Genomic DNA, 22,564 nt, shown 5'->3' on the forward strand with positions numbered 1-22,564 from the left:
ACGGTGGCATCCGCCAGCCGTCGGGTAAAAACGAAAGCCCTATCAAGAAACGTCGAATACGAAGCAATGCAGACGAAAGCCGCCGTAGCTCAGTTGGTAGAGCACCTCGCTGTTAACGAGGTGGTCCCAGGTTCGAGTCCTGGCGGCGGCGCTTCTCTCTGACACTCGTTCGGTGAGCGACGCGTGTGGTGTGAGTGCTACAAGCGAGTGATTCGTCGCTGGCGGCCGACTCACCCCGACAGTCTGCGTGGTCGGTCACTGCCGTCGGAACCGATCTCCTCATCCAGCGCGTCGCGAAGCGCGCCCGCTTGCTCGTGTGTCAACACGACTGCGTCGGCGTGGGACGTGACCTGGTCGGTCGTTGTGGGGTCGAGTTCGAACTCGACGACGACAGAGTCAGGGTCGTCTTTCGGCGTGTAGACGTCGAGGATGCCGACACCCGTTCGCTCCCAGTCGACGCCACGGACCGAGACTTCGACGTAGTCGAGTGTGGTGTGAGACGTCACGTCGAGCACTCTTCCAGACATCTCAATCCCCCGAAATCGACGTTCCGTCCGCTCGCGTCGGTGCTGGCGTCTCACCGTCGTCGAAGGGGTACCACGACTGTTTGGCGTCGGTGAGACACGGGTCGTCGTATCCGTCGACTTCCTCGGGTTCGGCGAGTTCGATGAGTGTCTCGTGGCCCGTGGCGTCGACCCACTCGCGGAACGTCTGTCCATCCTCGCGGAGCGCGGCGTAGGCCTCGACGAGGTTGCGAATCATCCCCGGAACTTCGTCGGCGGGCACACGCTGGCGGACCCACTCGATGAACGAGGGGTTCTCGCCGATGCCGCCGCCGACGCCGATGTCGAGCGCTTCGACCATCTCGCCGTCCTTGCGACCACGCATTCCCTGAATCCCGATATCGGCCGTCATCGCCTGCCCGCAGTCTGCCGTACAGCCCGAGTAGTGCATCTTGATTCGAGCGACGTCGGCTGGAAGGTCGACGTTCGCCCCGAGCCAGCGGAGCATCCGGGCCATCCGCGCTTTCGTCTCCGTGAGTGCGAGCGAGCAGAACTCGGTTCCGGTGCAGGCCATCGCTCCCTGGACGAAGGGGTTAGGTTCTGGCTGGTACGTCTCGAGCAGCGGTTCGGTGAGCAGGTTCGAGAGATTCCCGTCCGGGACGTCCATGACGAGGGGATTTTGCCGGCGACTCAGTCGTATCTCACCGGACCCGTACGCCGCCGCCAGTTCGGCGAGTTCGATAGCGTCGTCGGCGGGCATCCGCCCCACCGGGACCGAGAGCCCAACGTAGTTCGCTCCGTCTTTCTGGTCGTAGACCCCGACGTGGTCGTGGGCACCCTGTTCGACCGACTTCCCCGCGTTGTAGGTGTATCCACCGCGGAAGTCGGTGCCGGCCCGTTCGAGTTCGAACTCGAGGCGTTCGTCGAGATGCTCGCGAATCTTGTCGGTCCCCCAATCGTCGACGAAAAAGCGGGCGCGGTTCTTCGACCGATTCGTCCGGTCACCCGCTTCGTGATAGAGTTCGACGAACGCACGCACCGTCTCTGTGGCCTGCTCGCGGGTTACGAAGAGGTCGAGTGGCCGTGCCCGACGGGGTTGCCGCCCACCGAGGCCGCCACCCACACGGACGTTGAATCCCTTTACCTCTCGGCCGTCGACGAACTTGTGAGCCGGTTCGAGGCCGATGTCGTTTATCGAGTCCTGTGCACAGCCCTGCCGACATCCCGACACTGAGATGTTGAACTTCCGCGGCATGTTGCACAGGTCGTCGTCGTCGCGAATCTCGGCTTGAATCTCGTCCAACAGGGCACGACTTTCGACGTACTCCGTCGCTTTCCCCGCGACCGGACACCCCGAGATGTTGCGCATCGTGTCACCTCCAGCCGACCGAGAAGAGACACCGACGCTCTCTAACTTCTCCCAGATTTCGGGGATGTCTTCGAGTTTGAGCCAGTGTAATTGTATCGACTGTCGAGTCGTGAAGTCGACCCAGGCGTCGCCGAATTCGGGGTTCTCGACCGGTCCGGTGGCGTAGTCACGGGCGACTTCGCCGATGGCCTTCAACTGGCCCGGTTCGAGCACGCCCCCGCAGTTGGTGAGGCGCATCATGAAGTACGACTCTTGTCCGCCGCGGTGGTGGAAGACGCCCCAGAACTTGAACCGAGAGAACCACTCGTCGCGCTCTGCTTCGGGAATTGCGTCCCAGCCTCGCTCGGCGAACTCTTCTATCTTCTCTCGGACCGCGTCACCGTACAGCTCTGCTTTCCACGCTTCTTTCTTGTGTGGCATCGGTCACAACCCCCACATCGCAAATTGAAATCTATTCAGACAGATTGTGGTCGTTTGTTCCATTCTCACTGGGAGAAGTTTTCATAGAGGGGTAAAATGCTTCTCATTTAATAAATCTGCAAATTCGGCAGAAAACAGAACGCTCGCAAACCTCCGGTTCGAAACGGGATAAATTTCCGGCGAGAGATTCAGAATTTATGTTTGTCTCGGGATGCCGACGACAACTGTACGATACGGTAGTTACCCCACCGTTCGAGTGCTGGCCTCGTCATACGACACGCGGACGCATACGAACGCACGCATGTACATTATTCTCTGAGAAAAATTAAATTTGTCCACATCGAAACGATTATGGTGCCTATTCTTAAACCAATTGGTGGATGAGAGCGCACAGACACGGTCCCGGTGCCACGCCAGCGACGGGGCGTGGGATGGTACCCGCAACCGGTCGGAGAGACGTATCAGTGTGTTTCAGAATACGGTGGTGGTCGCAGCGATGAGCGAGTGGACGCCAACGACGTGTATGCGGTGTGCTGTCGGCTGTGGACACCTCCAGCAAGGCGTCGATTCCGGCTACGGACTCGATACCGTCCGCGGCGATGCGACGCACCCCGTCAATCAGGGACTCGCCTGTCAACGCGGCGTCAACGAGACTGCCGACCCCAACGGCGAATGGCTGACTCGACCACTCGTTCGAGAGGGTGGCGAACTCGTGGCGACCGGTTGGGACACGGCACTCGACGCCGTCGTCTCTGGATTCGACGAGGCCCTCGCCCAGACACGCGACGGCATCGCCGTGCTGGGGAGTGGCCAGCAGACGAACGAGGCGGCGTACGCACTGGGAAAGGTCGCCCGAGGTGGATTCGGGACGAGATACTACGACGCGAACACGACGCTGTGTATGGCGTCGGCGGTCACAGCGTACTATCAGGCCTTCGGGAGCGACGCACCCCCTCCGACGTACGAAGACATCCCGAAGGCCGACACACACCTCGTGTGGGGAGCCAACCCCGCCGTCGCCCATCCAGTCATGTACCGCTGGATAGTCGACAGCGCCAGCGACGCCGACAGCGAACTGATAGTCGTCGACCCAGTCGAAAGCGAGACTGTCGACGACGCCGACTGCCACGTCCAACTCGACCCGGGAACTGACCTCGCCTTCGCACGGGCCGTCTTAGCGTCTCTCGTCGAGAGGGACGCCCTCGACCGTTCGTTCATCGAGTCGACGACGACCGGATTCGAATCGATGGTCGCTTCGCTCCCGTCGGTGGAGACGGCCGCCGACGACGCTGGAGTGTCTCCCGCCACCGTCGAACACGTTGCGGACGCGTTCGCCGACCCGACGCTCGTCTACTGGGGGATGGGTGTCAACCAGAGCGTCCAGGGGACGAAGACGGCGCGAGCGCTCATCGACCTCTGTCTGTCGACGGGCAACCTCGGCCCCGGAAGCGGACCATTCTCGCTGACGGGGCAGGCCAACTCGATGGGGACGCGGGTCTGCTCGTCGAAAGGGACGTGGCCCGGCCACCGGGAGTTCACCGACCCCGACCACCGCAAGGTCGTCGCAGAGACGTGGGACGTGCCGGTCGACCGCCTCCCCGACGACCCCGGCCCCGGCCCAGTCGGTATCGTCGACGCAATCGCGGACCAAGAGGTAGCGGCGTGTTGGGCGGTGGCAACAAACCCGGTCGCCGGTATGCCGGACGCTGACCGAGTCCGAGAGGCGCTCGCAGAGACGTTCCTCGTCGTTCAGGACACCTTCCGGACCGAGACTGCAGAGGTGGCGGACGTCGTGCTTCCGGCGGCGACGTGGGGCGAATCGGAGGGCACCGTGATGAACATGGAGCGACGAGTATCGCGAGTCCGTGCGGCGACAGACGTCCCGCCAAAGATAAAACAGGACCTCGACATCATCGCCACCATCGGAAACCGGGTCGAAGCGACGCTGTTCGACCACCCGTCTGTCGACCCGCAGTCGGTGTTCGACGAACTCCGAACACTGACGGCGGGAACGTCTGCGGACCTCTCGGGCATCACCTACGACCGACTCGACGCAGAGTTAGCGGTCCGTTGGCCGGCACCGGAGCCAGATAGTCGCGGTGGCTATCGATACGCGACCGAAGATGGCTGGACGTTCCCGACCCCATCGGGGCGGGCACGATTCTCGACGGGGTCGCACGACGGCCTCGCCGAACCGACCGACGAGGAGTATCCCCTCACGCTGACAACCGCTCGCCAGTCCGATGCGTACAACACCGGTGTTCGGTCCCGTGGAGACGAGACTACCGAGTTCCCGGTTGCGCGAATCCACCCCGAGACGACCCTCGAATACATCGAGGCACTCGACCGTGGGCTGACCGTCGTCACCTCGCGCCGTGCGTCGGTCACGGTCCGCGTCCAACCCGACGACGGTGTGCCGGAGGGGATGATTTGGCTCTCCATTCACCATCCGGCGGTCAACGCGCTCACGCTCCCGACCGTCGACCCACAGTCAGACGAACCGAACTTCAAGCAGTGTGCCGTCAGCGTGCGGGCGCCTCGACCGGAGAGCCCGCTTTCCTATCAGGGTATCTCGAGTTCAGACGACACCATCCCGGCCGGTGACGACTGACGCACACCACTGATAGAGGGTGTATTATCGGATATTAAGACAGTGTATAATGTAATAATAGCAGTTATTGGCAGGGAGTAGAAGTCACATAGCAATCGTGGAGAAACGTCCCCGAACGATTGACGAATGAGGCACTACTGATGTTCGAACTAGCATTCAGACCACTTTTTGGAATACGAAATGACTGATTGGGAACCGACGACGTGTATGCGGTGTGCGGTTGGGTGTGGTTACCTCCAGCGGACCACAGACGGCGAACACGGTCTCTCGGACGTGTGTGGCGACCCGAATCACCCGACGAACAACGGCCTGAAATGTCGGCGCGGTGTCCGAGAGACGGTTGCACCTGAGGGCGAACGCCTGACGGAACCGCTTTTACGCCGTGGCGGAACGCTCCAGCCGACAGACTGGGATACCGCGCTCGGTGTCGTGGCGGCGCGACTCATCGAGGCACTCCGGACCAGCAACGACAACGTCGCCGTGTTAGGGAGTGGCCAGCAGACGAACGAGGCGGCGTACGCGCTGGGAAAGGTCGCCCGAGGTGGGTTCGGGACGAGACACTACGACGCGAACACGACGCTGTGTATGGCGTCGGCGGTCACAGCGTACTATCAGGCCTTCGGGAGCGACGCGCCACCACCGACCTACGAAGACATCCCGAAAGCTGACACGCACCTCGTGTGGGGTGCCAACCCCGCCGTCGCCCATCCGGTCATGCACCGCTGGATTACGGATAGTTCGTGCGACGACGACGGCCGACTGGTAGTCGTCGACCCCGTCGAGACGGAGACTGCCAGGGCCGCCGACGTTCACGTCCAGCCCGAACCGGGGACCGACCTCGCGTTGGCCCGGGCAGTCCTCGCCTCTGTCGTCGAAGACGGCAGCGTCGACACGACGTTCGTCGAGTCCCACACCGAGGGCTTCGAAGCGATGGCCGAGTCTCTCCCGGACGTCGAGACGGGAGCTGCGACGGCGGGGGTATCCGTCGAGCAGGTCGAGACGATAGCGTCGACGCTCGACGCCTCCACGATTCTGTACTGGGGGATGGGTGTCAACCAGAGCGTCCAGGGGACGGGCACGGCGCGAGCGCTCATCGACCTCTGTCTGGCGACGGGCAATCTCGGCCCCGGAAGCGGGCCGTTCTCGCTGACCGGGCAGGCCAACTCGATGGGGAATCGCGTGTGCGCTTCGAAGGGGACGTGGCCCGGTCATCGCGAGTTTACCTCGCTGACTCACCGGGAGACGGTCGCAGAGACGTGGGGCGTGCCTCTCGGCCGTCTTCCGGACGACCCCGGCCCCGGTTTCGTCCGCATCGTCGACGAACTTGCGCAGGGCAATATCGACGTTTGCTGGACCGTCGCGACCAATCCGGTCGCCGGCATGCCGGACGCGAGCCACGTCAAGCGCGCTCTCGAGGATACGTTCCTCGTCGTTCAGGACGCGTTCTACTCGGACACCATCGAATGTGCCGACGTCGTGCTTCCGGCGGCGACGTGGGGCGAATCGGAGGGCACTGCGATGAATATGGAGCGACGGGTATCCCGCGTCACCGCCGCGTCCGACCCGCCCGCGTCCGTTCGGCAAGACATCGACATCATCGCGGCTATCGGGAATCGGATAGACTCCGACCTGTTCGACTCGTCGCCGTTAGACCCCGAGTCGGTATTCGACGAAATCCGCGAGCTGACTACCGGGACGACAGCTGACCTCTGTGGCATCACGTACGACCGGTTGGCCGACGAACTCGCAGTTAGGTGGCCAGCACCGGACGAAGAGAGCCAGGGTGGATACCGATACTACGACGACGGCTCCTGGTCGTTCCACACCGAGTCGGGACGAGCCCAGTTCTCTACAGTCAGCCACCAGAGCGTCCCCGAACCGATAGACGAGGAGTATCCACTCACCCTGACGACCGGTCGGCTCTCGGGCGTGTACAACACCGGGGTCCGGACGCGTACCGGTGGTGCGATGGACCGGCCGACTGCGCGAATCCACCCCGAGACTATCGTGGAGTATCTGAACGTCCTCGACTGCGGCCGGACAATCGTCGAATCTCGCCGGTCCAGCGTGGCTGTCGACGTCGCGCCCACCGACACCGTCCCACCTGGCGTCGTCTGGCTTCCGATTCACAACTCGGCGGCCAACGAACTGACACTCTCCGAAGTCGACCCGAAATCGGCAGAGCCGAACTTCAAACAGTGTGCCGTCGGTCTACGGGCCCCCGAGACGTCCAAGTCCGAAAGGGACGATATCGTGGTTCCGCCGTCGCCGTGAATGAACGGCCGGTCCGAGCGGCGCGCACTGTGTCGATTGCCCCGGTCCGAACGAAGTCGAAGCGCCCACACACGCCGTTCGTGGGCCGCCGACGTCTCAACTGACGCACTGTCTCGCTCCGATTTCTGTCGCTCGTCACCGACACCGTTTCGTAGCGACGCCGAGCAGTCTCGCCGCAAAATCCTTAATTATCTATGAATATAGACCGAGACAATAGTCGTTTGTCCGACTTCAGGGGAATTGTGGCCCACATTTTTAATTTCTTCTCCACAAGGTGGAAACTAACGACACGAGAAGCTATTCTGAATAGAATAAAACTGAGCAGGATTAATTTGGCCATTTGTCAATCGAATATCTTATTTACTACTGTTCTATATGCCAAAACAGTGTTGAACTACAATAATCCAAAGTTGCATGGGCGTATCGTGGATGAATGGAATCATGAATCGGTCCGGGAGTGGTCGAACGGGAACTTCTCGGTCGGGACGCGTGTAGCCGACGCCGTCACGCGCCACTCACACCGTAAAATCCGTCAGACGGGTGGTGTCACGTCATGAAAAGCCCGATAAAGATGACCAAGTACCGGACGCTCTTGCTGGCGACAGTCGGGTTCAACTTCTCGTTTCTCATCTGGTTCTCCTTTGCGCCCTTCACCGGGCCGATGGCAGATGAGTTCGGACTCTCGCTCGCAGAAATCGGGATTCTCGCCAGTGCTGCTATCTGGCTCGCACCGTTCGGTCGGATACTGACTGGCTGGCTCTCCGACAAGTTCGGAGCGCCAGTCGTCTTCGCTATCGTCCTCGCGTACGTCGGCGTCTTTTCTATCTGGAGTGCCTTCGCCGAGTCCTACACCGTCTTCTTCATCACTCGTCTCATCGTCGCGACGGCGGGCATTACGTTCGTCATCGGGATTCAACACGTCTCCGAGTGGTTCGAGGAAGAGGAACTCGGTACGGCAGAGGGAATCTACGCCGGTATCGGGAACGCGGGTGCGGCGGGTGGTGCGCTCGTCCTGCCACGCGTCTTCTCCAGCGGATGGAGCGGTCCCCTGTTCGACGTCAGCTGGCGGGCGGCGTTCTTTTACACCGGTGTCGTCTCGATTCTGCTCGCAGTCGTCTACTACGTCTTCGGTGAGGCGGCCAAATCGACCGAAAAGCGGCAGGCGACGAAGGACAGCGCGACTGCGAAAGAATGGCTCTTCACCGCGACTCGGTACGGAACCGTCGTTCTCGCACTCGCGTACGTCATGACCTTCGGTCTCGAACTGTCGATGAACGGATGGTTGGCGACCTACTACCGTGAAGGGTTCAATACGCAGAATCTCGTGTTGGCCTCCACGTTCGCAGCGACGTTCTCCATCGCCGCTGGCCTGTTACGCCCCATCGGCGGTTACGTGAGCGACGTCGTGGCTCGGACCGAGACGAACATCCTACCGTTCTTCACCGGCCGGTACCGCGAACAGTGGACGTTCGTCGCGCTGTGTTTCGTCGTCGTGGCGATGTTCGGGATGACTCTCGCGGGACTGAGCGGCGAGGTGATGCTCGCAGTCGGTATCGGATTCCTCGTGGGAATGGGCTGTGCGTTCGCCGAAGGAGCGATTTTCGCACAGGTCCCCGCCATGTTCCCCAACAGTTCCGGCGCGGTGGCCGGTGTCGTCGGCGGCATCGGGACGGTCGGTGGCATCGTCTACCCACTCGTCTACTCCGCACCGTTCCTGCCGAATCTCCACGTCGGCTACTTTGTCGTGGCGGTCTCGATGATTCCGATTCTCCTGTTGGCCTCGTGGGTGTTCCAGCCACACGTCGCAAAACGTGCGACCGACGACGGGTTCGTCACCCAACGGGAGTCGGTCGTCTCCGCCGACGACTGAGCGCTGTCGGGCGGCGGTGTCGTCTCCATCGACTCACCTCTTCGGAGGGTCTACGAGGCAGTTCCCCCTGACCGCCTCTCCGAGAGGTGACTGGCCGATAGCCGCTTTTTTTCGCATTTTCCCGTCTGTTGCCCAGCGATGGGCGTCGATTCGACGCTTCCCCCACGGCGACGCCTTCTGATAAGACATAAGAGGGCGGCCGGAAAAGAATCGGCCGAGGGCCCTTAGCTCAGTCTGGTCAGAGCGCTCGGCTCATAACCGGGTGGTCATGGGTTCGAACCCCATAGGGCCCATCCAAATTCTGCACGCTTGTGAGCCAGTGGTATCTATCGATACAGGCCTTCTATCTCTGTTTTACGGGCTGAGTGCTACTTTGGAGCCTCCGTTGCCGCGCGTGGCCCATCCAACGGGTGTACGGATGCCGCTCCTGTCGTGTCATTACTGATGGCCGACGCGGCGCGCACAGGTAATCAATCGGTGGTTGCGCTCCTGATTAACAGAGATCTGCTTTTATGAAATCCTCAGACGCTATTTTTGGTCGAGAGGTGCGCTGGATACAGGTCGCAAATCGGCTATCGAGTAGTCGCTTACAGTCTTGGTACGGACCGGCAGATATATTCAGACATTATGAGATAGCTGTATCCGCAGTGGAACTGGGATTTCGATCTATCATTAAGAAGTGTTAGTGAAGATTTAGTCGCATTCTACACCCGAAGCTGTGTTTGCCAAGTACTGTGGGATGTCTATTTCCCCTTTCGGAACCCAAGCAAGAACCCTCCGTCTATTATGGTTCCCACATTGGTGTGTTCAGTCGACTATCACAAGGAATATCAGGCTCATTGCTGAGGTTGCCCCATGGGCGTGCTAAATTGGCCCTTGAGCGTCTACAACATCCTCCGGGTTGCGGTCCTCCGAACACGTAAGGGGTTATACAGTCGCCGGATGGGCCTATCTATCGGTGTCTCCACAGCTCTCGGGCTTGCTGCCTTCGGATATCTACTTGGGCCAACCCTCAACTGGGTCATTGGAGAGAAACTCAGTCTAAAAATATTTCACTTCGACCATGACGTGCTGATTGCTCTATGGGGTATTCATGGAACAATTATCGCCTTTGGCCTCGTTGCACTCTCGTTCGCTTGGAACTCGATTCGCGACATCCAGACTGATCCGCACATTATCGCAAATATATCCCATCGTTTGCGATCGATCGAACTGATTGCATTCCTGCTTGTTTCGAATCTTCTGATCGGCACCACCGTGTTGCGAACACCGGCAGAAGCGGTGCCAACTCAACTCGGGTTACCGGCGGGGTTGCTCTTGGTCGTTGGGTTAGGGGCTATCCTCTCTCGCTTCTGGTATGTGCTTGATTTGCTACTCCACAACTCGATCGATGATAAGGTCGAGCAATACGGGAAAGATCACCTTTCAGGAGACTTTCATAGCCCAGCGGGAGATTTTGATACATACTTAGGACACTTCTTCGAAGCGAGTCGACGAGAGATCGATTCGGAGAGGCCCGAGAAGCTGAGAAAAAAACTACGACGAGTAGAATCTCTGCTTGAAGCTCTCTTGGAGAAAGACGACCAGATGGCGACCGATACCGAACTTTGGGATTTCGTCCACAGTAACTACAATTCCCTATACCGACGAGCAGTTGCGCAGGAAAACGAAGAAATAGAAAAGAAAGTTATCAACTCGCACTCGGGTATCCTCTGGATTAGCATGAATCAATGGAGGGACCGACAGCTATGACCAGCGGCCGATCAGACCCTGTCCATCGGTCACTGGGTATGTACGCTCGATTACTCGAAACAGGACTTTCCCAAGCGTCCCAATCCAAATCGACGATCCATTTGCTCAAGCGCTTTGAGAACGCGCAGAAGCAAGTTCTGATGGAATTTGTGAACGCTGAGACCCGAGAGCAGCTATCCCGGGCGGAGGGTCTCCTCGAGGTCTGGTTGCAGACACATACTAAAATGTGGAAGACTGCTGTCGAACACGATTCACTCGAGACGCTGAAGTCGCTCAGACAACTGCTGAGTGATATCTACTACTTAGGGGAGGGGGAATACGCCGTCCCATATCAGGATACTGAACTAGGGAAATCCGGGGAAGATGAACCAAACTTCAGCCAGTACAAACAACGCCTCGCAGACAGCTTCCGACGGCGACTCACCAACCTGCAATTCGCGGCTTATGCCTGGGGATTTTTCCTATCCAAGGACGGCAATGTATCCGATTCCACCCTCCACTGGATGCTGATCAAGCCAATCACTGAGGACTTTGGGTCAGTACAGGTTCTCTCGGAGGTGTATTTCCGTATGCGTGATGCTCGGGGGGCCGCGAATTCCTGGGAACAGTGGAATATGAGCCGTGAATTGGACCGCAATTTTGGTGTTGCGACTACTGCCCCAGCGACGAGTTCCTGGCTCCTGTCGTTCTATTGCAGTGCACTCGTTTGGGTCGCCACAAGAACTGATTGGTCACTATCGGATAATGGTGACCCCCAAAACAGTCCAGCACTCAAGTATGCTGATCACAGCTTAAACATAGACCCGATTCGGGAAACCCTCAAGTCGTATAATGAAGAGTATCCACTGGAATCGTTTTTGGACGACTACCCGGTCGTTGAAGGCCTGATCGGATACTTCGACCAGGTGCAGGAAACTTTCAAGCAGCAAGAACGCGAGTGGACTAGAATACAACCAATTGACAAAAGTCTCGTCAAACGCTTCGCTGAGAAAGCAAATTCCAGACTCAACGACAGCACGTTCCGAGCAGCGCTTACTAACTCAAACAAGATCACAGAGGTCGACAACTTAGACGACGAGGATACAGCAAGCTTTGACGTGACTGGATGGTACCCTAGAAGACTATTCGTTGAGACTGGGATTTCGACGGTGTTCTCGGATACCTTCTCTCCAGTACTCACCCGCTACCGGGAATTCGTAATCGACCAGTTGCAGTTACCGACCCAGCGAGTCGCTTCGTACAACAGGCTCCCCGAGAAACTAGATGACATCATTGCGGAACACGATGCCGAACTCATCATAACCGGTGATAGTGAGGCTGCAAGCATCCTCCGTAATCATGAAAAAAGTAACCGGACGTCCCACGAGCAATTGTGGAGCTACTTGGAATACAGTGGCACGCCTGTACTCAACGACGTCGGGGCTGAGTTCTTGACGCTAGTCCTGTTTGAGGCCGAGTTCAAGTATAAAGAAACATCTACTGGTACTCCATTGTCGATCGATTATACTGCTGGGGAGGATGTTCAAAACCGGCAAGACACTAACTCATCGTCGGATACTAATCCGTCTGATTGGGTGAAATTCACCCTCAAGTATGAAGCCGCAATCCAGTCTGAGGAACAACCAGGCATTGTCCTGACACTATGACTGCAGTAGTTAACATGGGTGACCAGTTTGTCACTCAGACACTTCTTCGTGGTACCGCGCAACTACGGTTGCTTGCTAATCTGCTAGATCCATTATCGGTTGGTGATTTCAATAGAGCCACTAAATTGAGTTGGCAGCACGGGATTGTTCCTTACCCAATCCAGAGCAGTTCAGCCGCTGCAATCGCGACGGTGACAGCCGTCAGAACTAATATAACGATGGTCAGGTAGTTTGTCGCACGCTGCTGGCGGAGCGTAGCAGTCGTAGCGCGGACATTGATTTTGTCTTGGATGTAATTCGAAACCTCGTCCAACTTAGAACCGATTCGCTCAAGATCCGACGATATTTGCTCGCTCAGTGTAGCCAACTGCTGGTCGTAGATATCCAGGAGAGAGTTTACAGGAGCCCCATGTGTCATCTCATCAATTTTCACAGACTCGAGTTGTTGCCTATGTGAACGTCGAAGAGGAGACCTCGACTCTAAATCTGCAATTTCGTCGACTGTCTTAGTATATCGGTTGGTCCATTTCTCCCGTATGTCGTCTAACTCGTTCTCGATTTCCAGTACCTCTTGGAACTGATTCGACTCACTCGAACTATTCCGCATTAGCCCCTCAATGCCGTGTGTCTCCCGATCTAACTCAGCGAGGAGGCCTACACGGTGGTTGAACCATAAATACGTTCGAAGGTATTCGCGAAGAGGTCTAAGTCGACGAAGCCATATCGGCTCGAAATCTGACTCAGAAGCCGGTGGAGAAGTTAAATTGAATACAGTCAGCTTTCCCCAAGGAAATGCTGTACCTTGTGGTGTGACCAAGTCTTCTCCGTTGAGTAGTGATTGTGGGTGATTGACGCCGTACTGAATCTTTCTTAATTCTTTTCTGTTTTCCTCGAGAAACTGGGCCAACAACTCTTCTGAAACTTCTCCGTCGTCTCCTGTCACCGGCTGTGGTTCTGCCGGCTCAACGTAGAATTGGACCGTTTGACGGTTGAACCCGGTCGGAGCAACTGTGGGGATTCTTTTTGCTATCCCAGTTAACTTCTCAGCAAGATCGTCAATGACATACTGAGTTCTGCTCGGCTCCTTCTGTTCGATCTCCTTGATTTGCTCTTCATTCAATTCGGCGACTGTTACAGTATCGACAAGGTGCCGAGTCTCGAAGCTGACGAACGTCTTTACAGACTCGAATATACCAAATTCGTTATCAGAGGTGTGCAGTTTCCCCTCGAATCGATATCGATCCCACTGCTGCCCACCGAGGACACTCTCTCCGAATTGCTTCCCCTCATCATTGTAGAGACTTTGGAGTCTGCTCAAAAGCAAGTCACTCCTTGACTCGTGGCAAAGATCATAGCGAATTATTGCAGCAGTATTAATCTCCATTTGTCACTCGTTTGAACATCGACTTACCTAAGTGCTATCCATGCTTGAGTTTCACAAAACGTGGAATACTCTGTATCTGCTAATTCAGTCCATCCTCAGTCAGTGAGTGACCGTTTCGCGTCCTGTACTCAGCATGATTCCAATCAACTATCTGTGACTGAGGGAATCAAGAGAACCGAGACTACTGGCTTCGACAGTCTAGCTAAAGTATTTCTACAGTCCTCAGTCTTCATCAAGTTCTAATTCACCTGATTCAACTTCACCCTCTAAAAATCGATCTCCAAGGCTAGTTAACCGATAGTTCGACGCATCAACTCGCTGAAGCAGTCCTGCTTCTGCCAGCTTACGGCACCGCCTTGAGATATATTCACCAGTGTAATCGATGTTCGCTGCAATTACTGAGGGAGAAGCAATGATGTCTTTTTCTTGAAGAAACTCTAAAACTCGCTCGTCCGCCTTACTCATCCAATCTACACGGGGACGCATCTCTTCATAGATACTGGAAACCGAGTCTAAGATGCGGTGAAAACGTATCTACCAGCACAATTTTTTGTGCTACTAAACACAGATTTTTGTGGTTGAATGATGTAGTTGCGTTGTAAATGACAATGAATCGGTTAGTCAGACACCCTGAATCCAACCGAATTAGATGAGCTGTAGTTGGTTGGTTGCACCTCAAGACGATGACCTCTGAAGACATTGATCCGTTACTCTCTGCCATATATCACTCACTTCGCGCACCACGGCGACGGTATACGATTCAGGTCCTGTACGAGAATGAGTCAAGGGTGCTGACCACACGCCAAATAGCGCGGAAGATATCCAGTATCGAACAGGGTGTTCCTCCAGCGCAAGCGACCGGCGAGCCATACCGAAACGTGTACAACGCTCTTTCTCAGACGCATCTACCTACTCTATCCAAAGCAGGTATCATCATCTATGACCCGAATCGTCAGATAATCCGCGTTGGACCCAATTTTGATCTCGCTTCTCTGCTACTTGATATGAATACTCCCACAATCGCTCTCTTTTTGAGGCTATCTAAAGATAGAAATTCCAGCAATTCTTAAAACATGTGAACTAAACATCAATATCCAATCAGTTCTTCTCTGACTTCTTCTTGTGCGATACGGTGCCCGATATCGTCAAGGATCTTCTCTCCCCATCTCAGGACTCCTTGGGCAGTGTCATCCCGACCTTCTTCAATATCTAACGCTTGTTGAATCTCCGACTTTTTATTTTTAAAGTGCTCTACAGATGACCCAACCCAGTGTTCAGTAAAGTATGTACTCCTGAGTCCTTCTTGGACTGATTCTAAGTGCCCATATTCTGCCAGCATTTCACGAGTGACTGTTGTTTGATGAACTGTTTCTGGTAAAGATACACCAATTGAATTGGCAATAACCTCTGCCCGCTCCTCTGGGTTTTCTTGTATCCAACTATTCACGTCGTCCCAGTTCAACAGACCGAACAATGGCCCTCCAAGCGAAAAGCCACCAGATAGCAGTTCAGTTGTCCACCAAGCAGATAGTTCACCCGTCAACAGGCGCGATGAAATCACGTCCCAGGCACCCTCTGGATTTGATTGGATAATTTCTCCGAGAACGCTTGCTTCAGGACCTGCCCATCCAACGAAGGCATTTTCAGATTCTGATGCCTCAATAACTGCTTCAAGTATTTCAGGCCCTCTCTCAGAAGATTTGGAAACGATCTCACTAACTAGCTCTGCCCAATCGTATCCTCTAGTTTGCTTTATTGTGTCATCCAGAATAAGCACATGTTCATGAGTGACAGCAGAGGTCAAGTAGTCTGTATCAAGTTGAGGATGTTGGTCGGGGTAGATGTACGTCCAATTTAGTAGATCGAGAGCTGAATGAGCAGACTGCGAATCCGAGTTTAACAGTCTAGTGCAAATATCTTGAATTATGTCCTCTGACAGAAACTCATTCGGGCTGGTGAGGTTGGCAAAGTCTCGAAGGTGTTCAACATCTATCTCTCCGGTATCCACTTTTTTGAGTAGTCGTTCAACGTTATCATCTGTTGGTGCAACAATTCTCACCAAAGGAACCATGAACTGTTGGAGTTGCTCCTCTACCTCGAACTGGTTTGACAACTTCTCGAACTGTTCTGTATCCTCTTCTTTGACTTTAGCGAAATATGCCAAGGCAAATGAAGGAATTGCCTGAAGCTCTCTCTCTTTGAGTTCATTCACAATACTTTCCATGAACTCAAATTCGTCATCGGCTTCTGCTAGATAGCGACCAAGAATGTGTCCACGGCTGGCCTGTTTCTCGAACAAACAATCATATTCTTGATACAATATTGGTGGGTTGGAAATCGCTTCTCTAGCTATCTCGTCAATTAAGGGGTCAATAGTATCTTTACGCTCATCACTAGTGATCATGTCATTGACGACTACATATCTAAGGAACCGAGTGTGGAATGAGCGATGAATTAGCCAGTCTTCAAACTCCTCCCACAATTCTTGCTCACTATCACTCAACCCACCCACATCGTATTTTACGATGCTCATTGTGGATCGCATTATTTGATCGGTAGAGACCCAATCTGCTTCTGTGAGATAAATGTACGAATTTCTAACTAAGCGACTCAACTCTTCGCAGGAAGACACGTACCTACGAGCGGAGTCAGTAAGGATCTTGGTGAGCTCATCACTTCTATGTTTATCATTTGCAACTCTCGAAATTATGATGTTCCAGGCTGTCTCAAAGTAAGAAATCCAGTCTTCTCTAGATTCTGGAACCCATAAATCTGGGAGCTCTCTGGCACCCTGTCTTTCTGGTCTGCCGGATTTAACATAATGGCCGGTTTTTAGTGCTTGGCTTGCAGCTCCGAGAGCCAATTCAAACTTCTCTTGATTGTCTGAGGTTAGCCCATCTTCAATATGAGAGAGCCGATCTCGTGGATGTCTTTCTGTGGGGGCAACTTGTCCCACCGCAGGTGAAAACAATCCTTGGTAAACGCCAGTCGCGTTATTTGTGTATGGTTCATTCTCAGCGAGGGCTAAGCGACGTAGAAAGCTTGCTGCGTCGTCAAAGGTGGTGTCCCATACCGCAATTGCTCTGATTGCTTCAATGAGGTTTCTCCTTCCTTCTTTGAGCTTTTTTAATTCTGTCTGTGATGTAGTCCTGAAGAATCTCTGAAGAACCTTAGTCGCGTCTTCAGCTGAAGCGAATGCTAAACCTTTGAATACTCTACTTCCTGGCTCTGATTCGAGAAGCGATGTGTTTCTAAACCATCCGTTTCGGCTTAACGTATCTTTCACCCACATCCTCCCAGACTCAAAGGCATTGAGATATTGGAGCCGATTTTCTACTCTGACGATTAGTGACTCCGATAGTTGGAGCAATCCCTCGTCAAGATCGTGACGCTCCAGATGCGATTTTATTAGAAGGAGTGCGACGGGTAAGGGCTGTAAGCTTAGTGATTTATCCCCTTGAAGCAGACCACGCTGTCTTGCGTATCCAACAATCTCCTCTATTCCGTCTAAACCTGCGACACTGTCTAATCCGAATGTTTCATAAATTTCAAGGAACTCTGCATGTCGGTTGCCTTGATGATCTTCCCATCCTACTCGATCAAAGAGTGCAAACGCTGACAAAGTACGACGAAGGTCATCAATATCCGGGTGGTCGTTGGCTACGGTGCCTATGAGGAACTTCCTCATAAATTGGCGCGATGGTAGTTCAAATTCTGAGTCCCATCCGCCGTACTCGACTGTGGTCGTAATCTGCACAGCTATTTGTGGAAACCCTCCAGAAAACTCCACAATCTTATTAACTACTGCCTTGCTCAGGTCTGGCCTTTCAGTCTCAACAAAAATCTCAATTTCACTATCGTCAAGGGGTGAGAGTTCTATCTGGATATCTGAAGTCACCTTCTCGAGAGTGTCTGAAATTGTGATTATTTGAACTCGCTTGCCCCGAGACCCGAAACGGTTCACAAGCTCGCTATGGTACTCAGGCGAGCAATTGTCAACAACGAGTATACATCGCGATGTAGGTTCGGTTTCTAAGTGTCTAAGTAGCCGACTATCTTGTAAATTCTCGGACGAGACATGGAGTGTTAAATCCTCAAATTCACTACCAAAAATAGTTTCGTACACGAAACGTGATTTTCCCACACCCGACAGTCCAGATACTCGAATTATCGAACACGCTTTACTCGACCGAATCTCTCCAAGAATCTCTTCTCTGTACCTTCTTCGTGCGTCGTCCTCAATGTAATTATAGTTGCTCTTAATTTCTCTCCGATTTCTCCATGTACCAAAGTCAACCCCAACATCTAGGTTTGGATCGTACCGGAGAGCCAGACTAGGGTACTGCTGGGCAATCGTAACTAGTTTGCTCGAATCAACAATCTCGACAGCTGTTGTATCGTAACCGTAATCCGAGAATACTTCTTTGAATGCTTCTTTCCTACTTGATATTTTCTGGTCCGTTAGATCCTCAAAGACGACCAAACAGTAAGTTCCCCCATCGTCAAGGAGTTGCTTGACCATGGGCTTCAGCTCAGTTTCTTCGTCATTTTGAACTTCTTTCTTACACTTTGATGGAGAGAGGTCGCTACGCTTCAATTGGTAGCCCACACGACCAATCGGGATTAGTGGCGTTTCTGACCCAGAATCGTTTTGAGCCTCCGCATCTAGCCCTCCATCTGGGATATTTACTCTAATTGGGACGTGCGTATTTTGTACTCCAATGTTGTTCGCAGAAGCTTCTGCTTGAAGCAGACTTCTAAGAAATTTCGCAGTTTGGTGTGACGTGAATTGTGTGATATCAACGTCTCCAAAATCGAAAGGAGAGGGCATATTTGTAAGAGATGTTGACATCACTATCAAAGTTTCTGCGACCCGAATCAAAAGCAGACTGCGGAATTTCCAGTCGGCATATGTCAACTGAATCTTGGGGCTACCTGCAATGAGCCATAGAGCAAGTATTCATTCAACGTGGGTACTCCAACGAAGGTCAAACAGCTCGCTTCGTTCTGAAATCATGGTTCAGGAACACAACGTACAATCCACATCTGAAGGTAATGTTCAGTCAGAGTTAATTCACGAACTCACACCAACCAGCTATCACGAGTGGTACAATCGACGAAAACACAGGCAGAACATCGAAGATGGGAAACCGTACTTCAACGGGCCAGGGTCTATCCCAGAGCCGACATACCATAGCCCAAGTAAACTTCTCCAGTGCCATAGGAAAGTCACATACGACCAATTGAACGCCCCTGAAGAGACCTCAGACCCAGATGGAATCTTCTGGGTTGGAACGTTGTTCGAAGAGCGCATTGCGTTTCCATTTTTGAGGAGTGTGGCATCGAACGCTGACGCCTACGTGCGTAGAAATGACTGGATAGATTTCCAAGTCGAAACCCGGGTGGGAGAAATACAGTTCACAGGGTCAGCCGACCCGGTCATTGTCGACGAAGAGTCCAACCCAATTCTGCCGACGGAAATCAAGACCAAGTCCTCGCTGGACCACGTTTCGAAGTCGAGCAGGATTCACCGCGCCCAGTTACACGCGTACATGGTTGGTCTCTCGGCGAAGTACGACGTTGAACTGACTAAGGGAGTCATCATCTATGGCTGCCGCAAGTCACTCGAAGTTAAAATTTTCCACGTCGAGTTTGACGAGGCATTTTGGCACGACGTCGTACTGGAATGGGCAACCAACCACACTGAGTACAGACTCGAAGAGAGACTACCACCTTCGAACCCTGAGTACGGCTGGGAGTGCAACTACTGTTCATTCCGAGAGCGGTGTGGACGTGGCAGCCGTCCGATCTCGGACAGTCCAAGTGAGGGGCTGTTGCCGAACTTCACTGGTTACCCACGAGAGAAACTTCTCGACTATCTTGACGCAAATGAAGACGCGAGATTGACGCCTTCGCTCGCTCACGCGTATCCATCATTCGTCGACGAGTACGGGGCGTTTGATTGGCTCTGCGAGCGCTGTGAGACGTCTCATCCGTGGGATACTGTGTCGCCAGGCAAGCCAACTCAAACGCCACCTCGATGTCCAGATTGCTCTGAGAAGGGGAGAGTGTCCTCGCTCAGAGGTCCCTCACCTCTTGAGCAATCTCGTGGGGGTTACCAATGAGAGGCCACAGATGGATGCATCTCGACGATCTCCGTGAGAGTTGGTTGTTCTTACTCCTCGAGATTGGTGAAACGGATCACGCTGAAATCCAGACTTCTGTGGAAACCGAATACTGGGAGATTGGGATAGGGAATGCTGACGCGCTAGTTGAGACAAAAGCAGCACTCGTTGGCAGAAATGGCCTGCAGTCTACAGACGAATTAGTCGGCCAACTACTGAACCAGATTGGACAGTACAGGTACGGCGGGATTGTTCTCATCACCCCAGACCGAGACACTCTCGCCAAACTGCGCCAGGTGCTAGTGGATCCAGCGAAACAGAATTCACTCCGTGGTTTCAGACACTTGGCTCTCGAAGAGCAGCTAGAGTGCTACTTCGACCAGAGTTTGGATGATTATGGCTTCGGTCGAGAATCCCGTTCTCCACCTCGGCGTATAGAGGGCGGAACATCTGGAGTGGTGAGTGCAGGCACCGCTGAATTATTCTGGAGAATCTGGTCGCAGATATTCAGATTGATCCCTTCTGCAGAATTGGTTGGTGATCCTCTATGAGTAAATTAGCGAATACCGACGAATCAGGCGATAATCCTGACCTCCCGCAGCTTAGCCACAGGTGCCAAAATGACTGAGGGATATCGACCTGAATTCATTCGCCGAAAATTCACGATTACCGAATCGCTCGATGGTGTTCTGAAGCAGATGGCTGATCGTCACTACCAAGGGAACGTGAGCCTCTGCCTCCGTGCATCCATTGAGAGCCACCGAGAGATTCTGGAAGGAGAGGGGTATATGGCGACTCGACGAATAGAGCGTCGGCTCGAAAACTTAGAGGGTGAACAAAAAGTTCTCTTGGAGGTGCTCACTTCGGTTAAAAGCGATGTCAAGGAAGTTCACCGAGGATCAACGGACGGTCAACAACCAATCGAAGCGACCATGACGAAGGACATGATTCGAGTTTTTGAATTACTCAAAACAAACGGAGATGGGCTACAATTCGGTGACCTGGTTGAGCAGTTAGACCTTGGTATGCACAAGGTTCAGCCCGCCTTGGGAAGACTCACTGACCACGGGATTGTGATTCGCACAGGAGAAGCCGGACAAAGATACACTCTCGCAGGCTTTTCTCCTGAGAGCCACTTAGGACACGGGCCATGATGGAGCGGAAATCGGAACCTGTTGAACTTCGAGTACCCGACGAACACGCACAAGAGTATCTCAGAAAGAGTTCAATCCTCTCGCTTTCTCCACATTCAGTAAGGACATACGACTCTCACCTCACGCAATATGCCACATTTCTCCACGCTCAGGGTAAGTCGGTTCTCACAGCGGAGTTCACCGATTTAATCGATTTCATTGAAGAGTGTGTTTTACGCGGAAATAGGGAGACCACAATCAGCGGAAAGGTCTCGACTGTAAGTGAGCTGTATCGATATATCCGTCTTCGAACAGATGTTGGCGATGAACTTCTTTTTGATCCACTTCGTATCTCGGAAATCGATTTGAGCCGGTACAATACACCAGAACTCATCGAGCGAGAAGCATTGACTCGAGAAGAGATACGAAAACTGTTCGATGCCTTTGATAGCTACAGAAACCGCCTTATTGCAGTTGTTGGAATCGAAACTGGACTGCGGAATTCTGATCTCAGAGACATCAAAATTGACGACGTCGACACCGAGCACTGCGAACTTCATGTTCCCAAACCCAAATATTCCAAACCTTACGATGTTCCGATTAGTAAAGAATTGGAGTTTGAAGTCGGATTTTGGCTTCAACACCACCGACCGGCCTACTCAGCTGCTCACGAAAGCGAGTATCTATTTCCCAGTCAATCTGGAGATAAGATCGAGCACAACGGAAGCCTCAATAAAATTGTTAGAAATGCTGCAGAACGCGCTGGAATTCAACGGGCGATTGCACGGTCAAGACTCACCCCTGCTCAGCAGGACGCCCTCGGGACGGAGAAGAAGTACCGAGAATGGCATAGAGTGACTCCACACACCCTCCGTCACTCTTTCATCACCCTATTAAACGACTCAGGTGTCTCCCTGGAGTATCGACAACTGTTGGCTAATCACTCAAATCATAATACAACTATTGGGTACACACATAGTCCAGACAACGTATTTGACTCGATTAGAGACCAGTTTGATCCTCCTCGGTAACAGCACATCTGCATAGGTTTACGGCCACCGTTAGTAGACAATTGTCCAATTTTGGGGTGTGGCCCATAATATCCTATGGCTGTTATGACCTATAAAAAGCTTATAAGCCAAAATCATTCTGACATATATTTATAGAATAAATGATGTATGTTTATTTGATATTCAAAACTAAATACAATTATTTATACCTGAAATCCCATGTTTATCCCGTAGTTACCTCGGGAAATCAAAACTGACCCTTGTAATCGCACGCCTTAGAGGGCCAGATGTCAACTGGGCCCAACTGAGGACGTTGTCGATGGCTCGGTTTCAGTAACGAGTGGCTACTTCAGTATGATAGAAAATCGAACCAGCGACGGCAATAGTCCGAATTGGCCGAGACAGAATTGGCGCAATGAAATAATATCCACACGAAAGTCTCGTGGTTCCCATTTAGATTTACTAAT

General features: G+C 53.5%; 14 protein-coding genes and 2 tRNA genes. 11 read left to right on the forward strand and 5 right to left on the reverse strand.

Annotated features, from left to right (window positions below; translation table 11 throughout):
- The first annotated feature begins 78 nt into the window (after positions 1-78).
- Positions 79-151, forward strand: a tRNA-Asn gene (locus ACK3R5_RS01935).
- Positions 152-230: 79 nt separating this feature from the next.
- Here the strand turns inward: ACK3R5_RS01935 and ACK3R5_RS01940 are convergent.
- A complete protein-coding gene (locus ACK3R5_RS01940; RefSeq protein ID WP_411965385.1) occupies positions 231-527 on the reverse strand; it encodes a DUF6360 family protein in 297 nt (98 codons plus the stop codon).
- 1 nt (position 528) lies between these two features.
- The gene (locus tag ACK3R5_RS01945) at positions 529-2,292 is read right to left on the reverse strand and encodes a nitrite/sulfite reductase (RefSeq protein ID WP_411967876.1); all 1,764 of its coding nucleotides are present in this window, start codon (positions 2,290-2,292) and stop codon (positions 529-531) included.
- A gap of 496 nt (positions 2,293-2,788) precedes the next feature.
- Here ACK3R5_RS01945 and nasA (ACK3R5_RS01950) point away from each other — a divergent pair, with 496 nt between their 5' ends.
- The 6 genes from nasA (ACK3R5_RS01950) (at position 2,789) to ACK3R5_RS01975 (ending at position 12,445) form a co-directional block, all read left to right on the forward strand.
- Positions 2,789-4,903, forward strand: coding sequence for an assimilatory nitrate reductase NasA (nasA, locus tag ACK3R5_RS01950; RefSeq protein WP_411967877.1), 2,115 nt, complete (start codon positions 2,789-2,791; stop codon positions 4,901-4,903).
- Positions 4,904-5,083: 180 nt separating this feature from the next.
- A complete protein-coding gene (gene nasA / locus ACK3R5_RS01955; RefSeq protein WP_411967878.1) occupies positions 5,084-7,177 on the forward strand; it encodes an assimilatory nitrate reductase NasA in 2,094 nt (697 codons plus the stop codon).
- A gap of 571 nt (positions 7,178-7,748) precedes the next feature.
- Positions 7,749-9,047, forward strand: a complete 1,299-nt coding sequence (locus tag ACK3R5_RS01960; RefSeq protein ID WP_411968677.1) for an MFS transporter — start codon at positions 7,749-7,751, stop codon at positions 9,045-9,047.
- Positions 9,048-9,265: 218 nt separating this feature from the next.
- Positions 9,266-9,340 (forward strand) — tRNA-Ile (locus ACK3R5_RS01965).
- Positions 9,341-9,902: 562 nt separating this feature from the next.
- The gene (locus ACK3R5_RS01970) at positions 9,903-10,799 is read left to right on the forward strand and encodes a hypothetical protein (RefSeq protein WP_411967879.1); all 897 of its coding nucleotides are present in this window, start codon (positions 9,903-9,905) and stop codon (positions 10,797-10,799) included.
- A 140-nt stretch (positions 10,800-10,939) separates the two neighbouring features.
- Positions 10,940-12,445, forward strand: a complete 1,506-nt coding sequence (locus ACK3R5_RS01975; RefSeq protein WP_411967880.1) for a hypothetical protein — start codon at positions 10,940-10,942, stop codon at positions 12,443-12,445.
- A gap of 151 nt (positions 12,446-12,596) precedes the next feature.
- Here the strand turns inward: ACK3R5_RS01975 and ACK3R5_RS01980 are convergent, their stop codons facing one another.
- From ACK3R5_RS01980 to ACK3R5_RS01990, 3 genes are all read right to left on the reverse strand, one after another.
- On the reverse strand, positions 12,597-13,829 hold the full coding sequence (locus ACK3R5_RS01980) for a hypothetical protein (protein WP_411967881.1): 1,233 nt from the start codon (positions 13,827-13,829) through the stop codon (positions 12,597-12,599).
- Between the two features lie 222 nt (positions 13,830-14,051).
- Positions 14,052-14,315: a MarR family transcriptional regulator gene (locus tag ACK3R5_RS01985; protein ID WP_411967882.1), complete on the reverse strand. Its 264-nt coding sequence runs from the start codon at positions 14,313-14,315 to the stop codon at positions 14,052-14,054.
- 601 nt (positions 14,316-14,916) lie between these two features.
- A complete protein-coding gene (locus ACK3R5_RS01990) occupies positions 14,917-18,660 on the reverse strand; it encodes a hypothetical protein (protein WP_411967883.1) in 3,744 nt (1,247 codons plus the stop codon).
- A 184-nt stretch (positions 18,661-18,844) separates the two neighbouring features.
- Between ACK3R5_RS01990 and ACK3R5_RS01995 the strand changes: the two genes are divergently transcribed.
- The 4 genes from ACK3R5_RS01995 (at position 18,845) to ACK3R5_RS02010 (ending at position 22,118) form a co-directional block, all read left to right on the forward strand.
- Positions 18,845-19,954 (forward strand): PD-(D/E)XK nuclease family protein, encoded by a 1,110-nt coding sequence (locus ACK3R5_RS01995; protein WP_411967884.1) that lies wholly within the window; start codon positions 18,845-18,847, stop codon positions 19,952-19,954.
- 14 nt (positions 19,955-19,968) lie between these two features.
- Positions 19,969-20,505: a hypothetical protein gene (locus tag ACK3R5_RS02000; RefSeq protein ID WP_411967885.1), complete on the forward strand. Its 537-nt coding sequence runs from the start codon at positions 19,969-19,971 to the stop codon at positions 20,503-20,505.
- 147 nt (positions 20,506-20,652) lie between these two features.
- Positions 20,653-21,108: a hypothetical protein gene (locus ACK3R5_RS02005; protein ID WP_411967886.1), complete on the forward strand. Its 456-nt coding sequence runs from the start codon at positions 20,653-20,655 to the stop codon at positions 21,106-21,108.
- Positions 21,108-22,118, forward strand: coding sequence for a tyrosine-type recombinase/integrase (locus ACK3R5_RS02010; RefSeq protein ID WP_411967887.1), 1,011 nt, complete (start codon positions 21,108-21,110; stop codon positions 22,116-22,118). Before ACK3R5_RS02005 ends, ACK3R5_RS02010 begins: the two co-directional genes overlap by 1 nt.
- Positions 22,119-22,564: the final 446 nt, after the last annotated feature.

Origin of the sequence: Haloferax sp. YSSS75 (genome assembly GCF_046764215.1) — an archaeon.
In the GTDB taxonomy this organism is placed as follows: Archaea; Halobacteriota; Halobacteria; order Halobacteriales; family Haloferacaceae; genus Haloferax.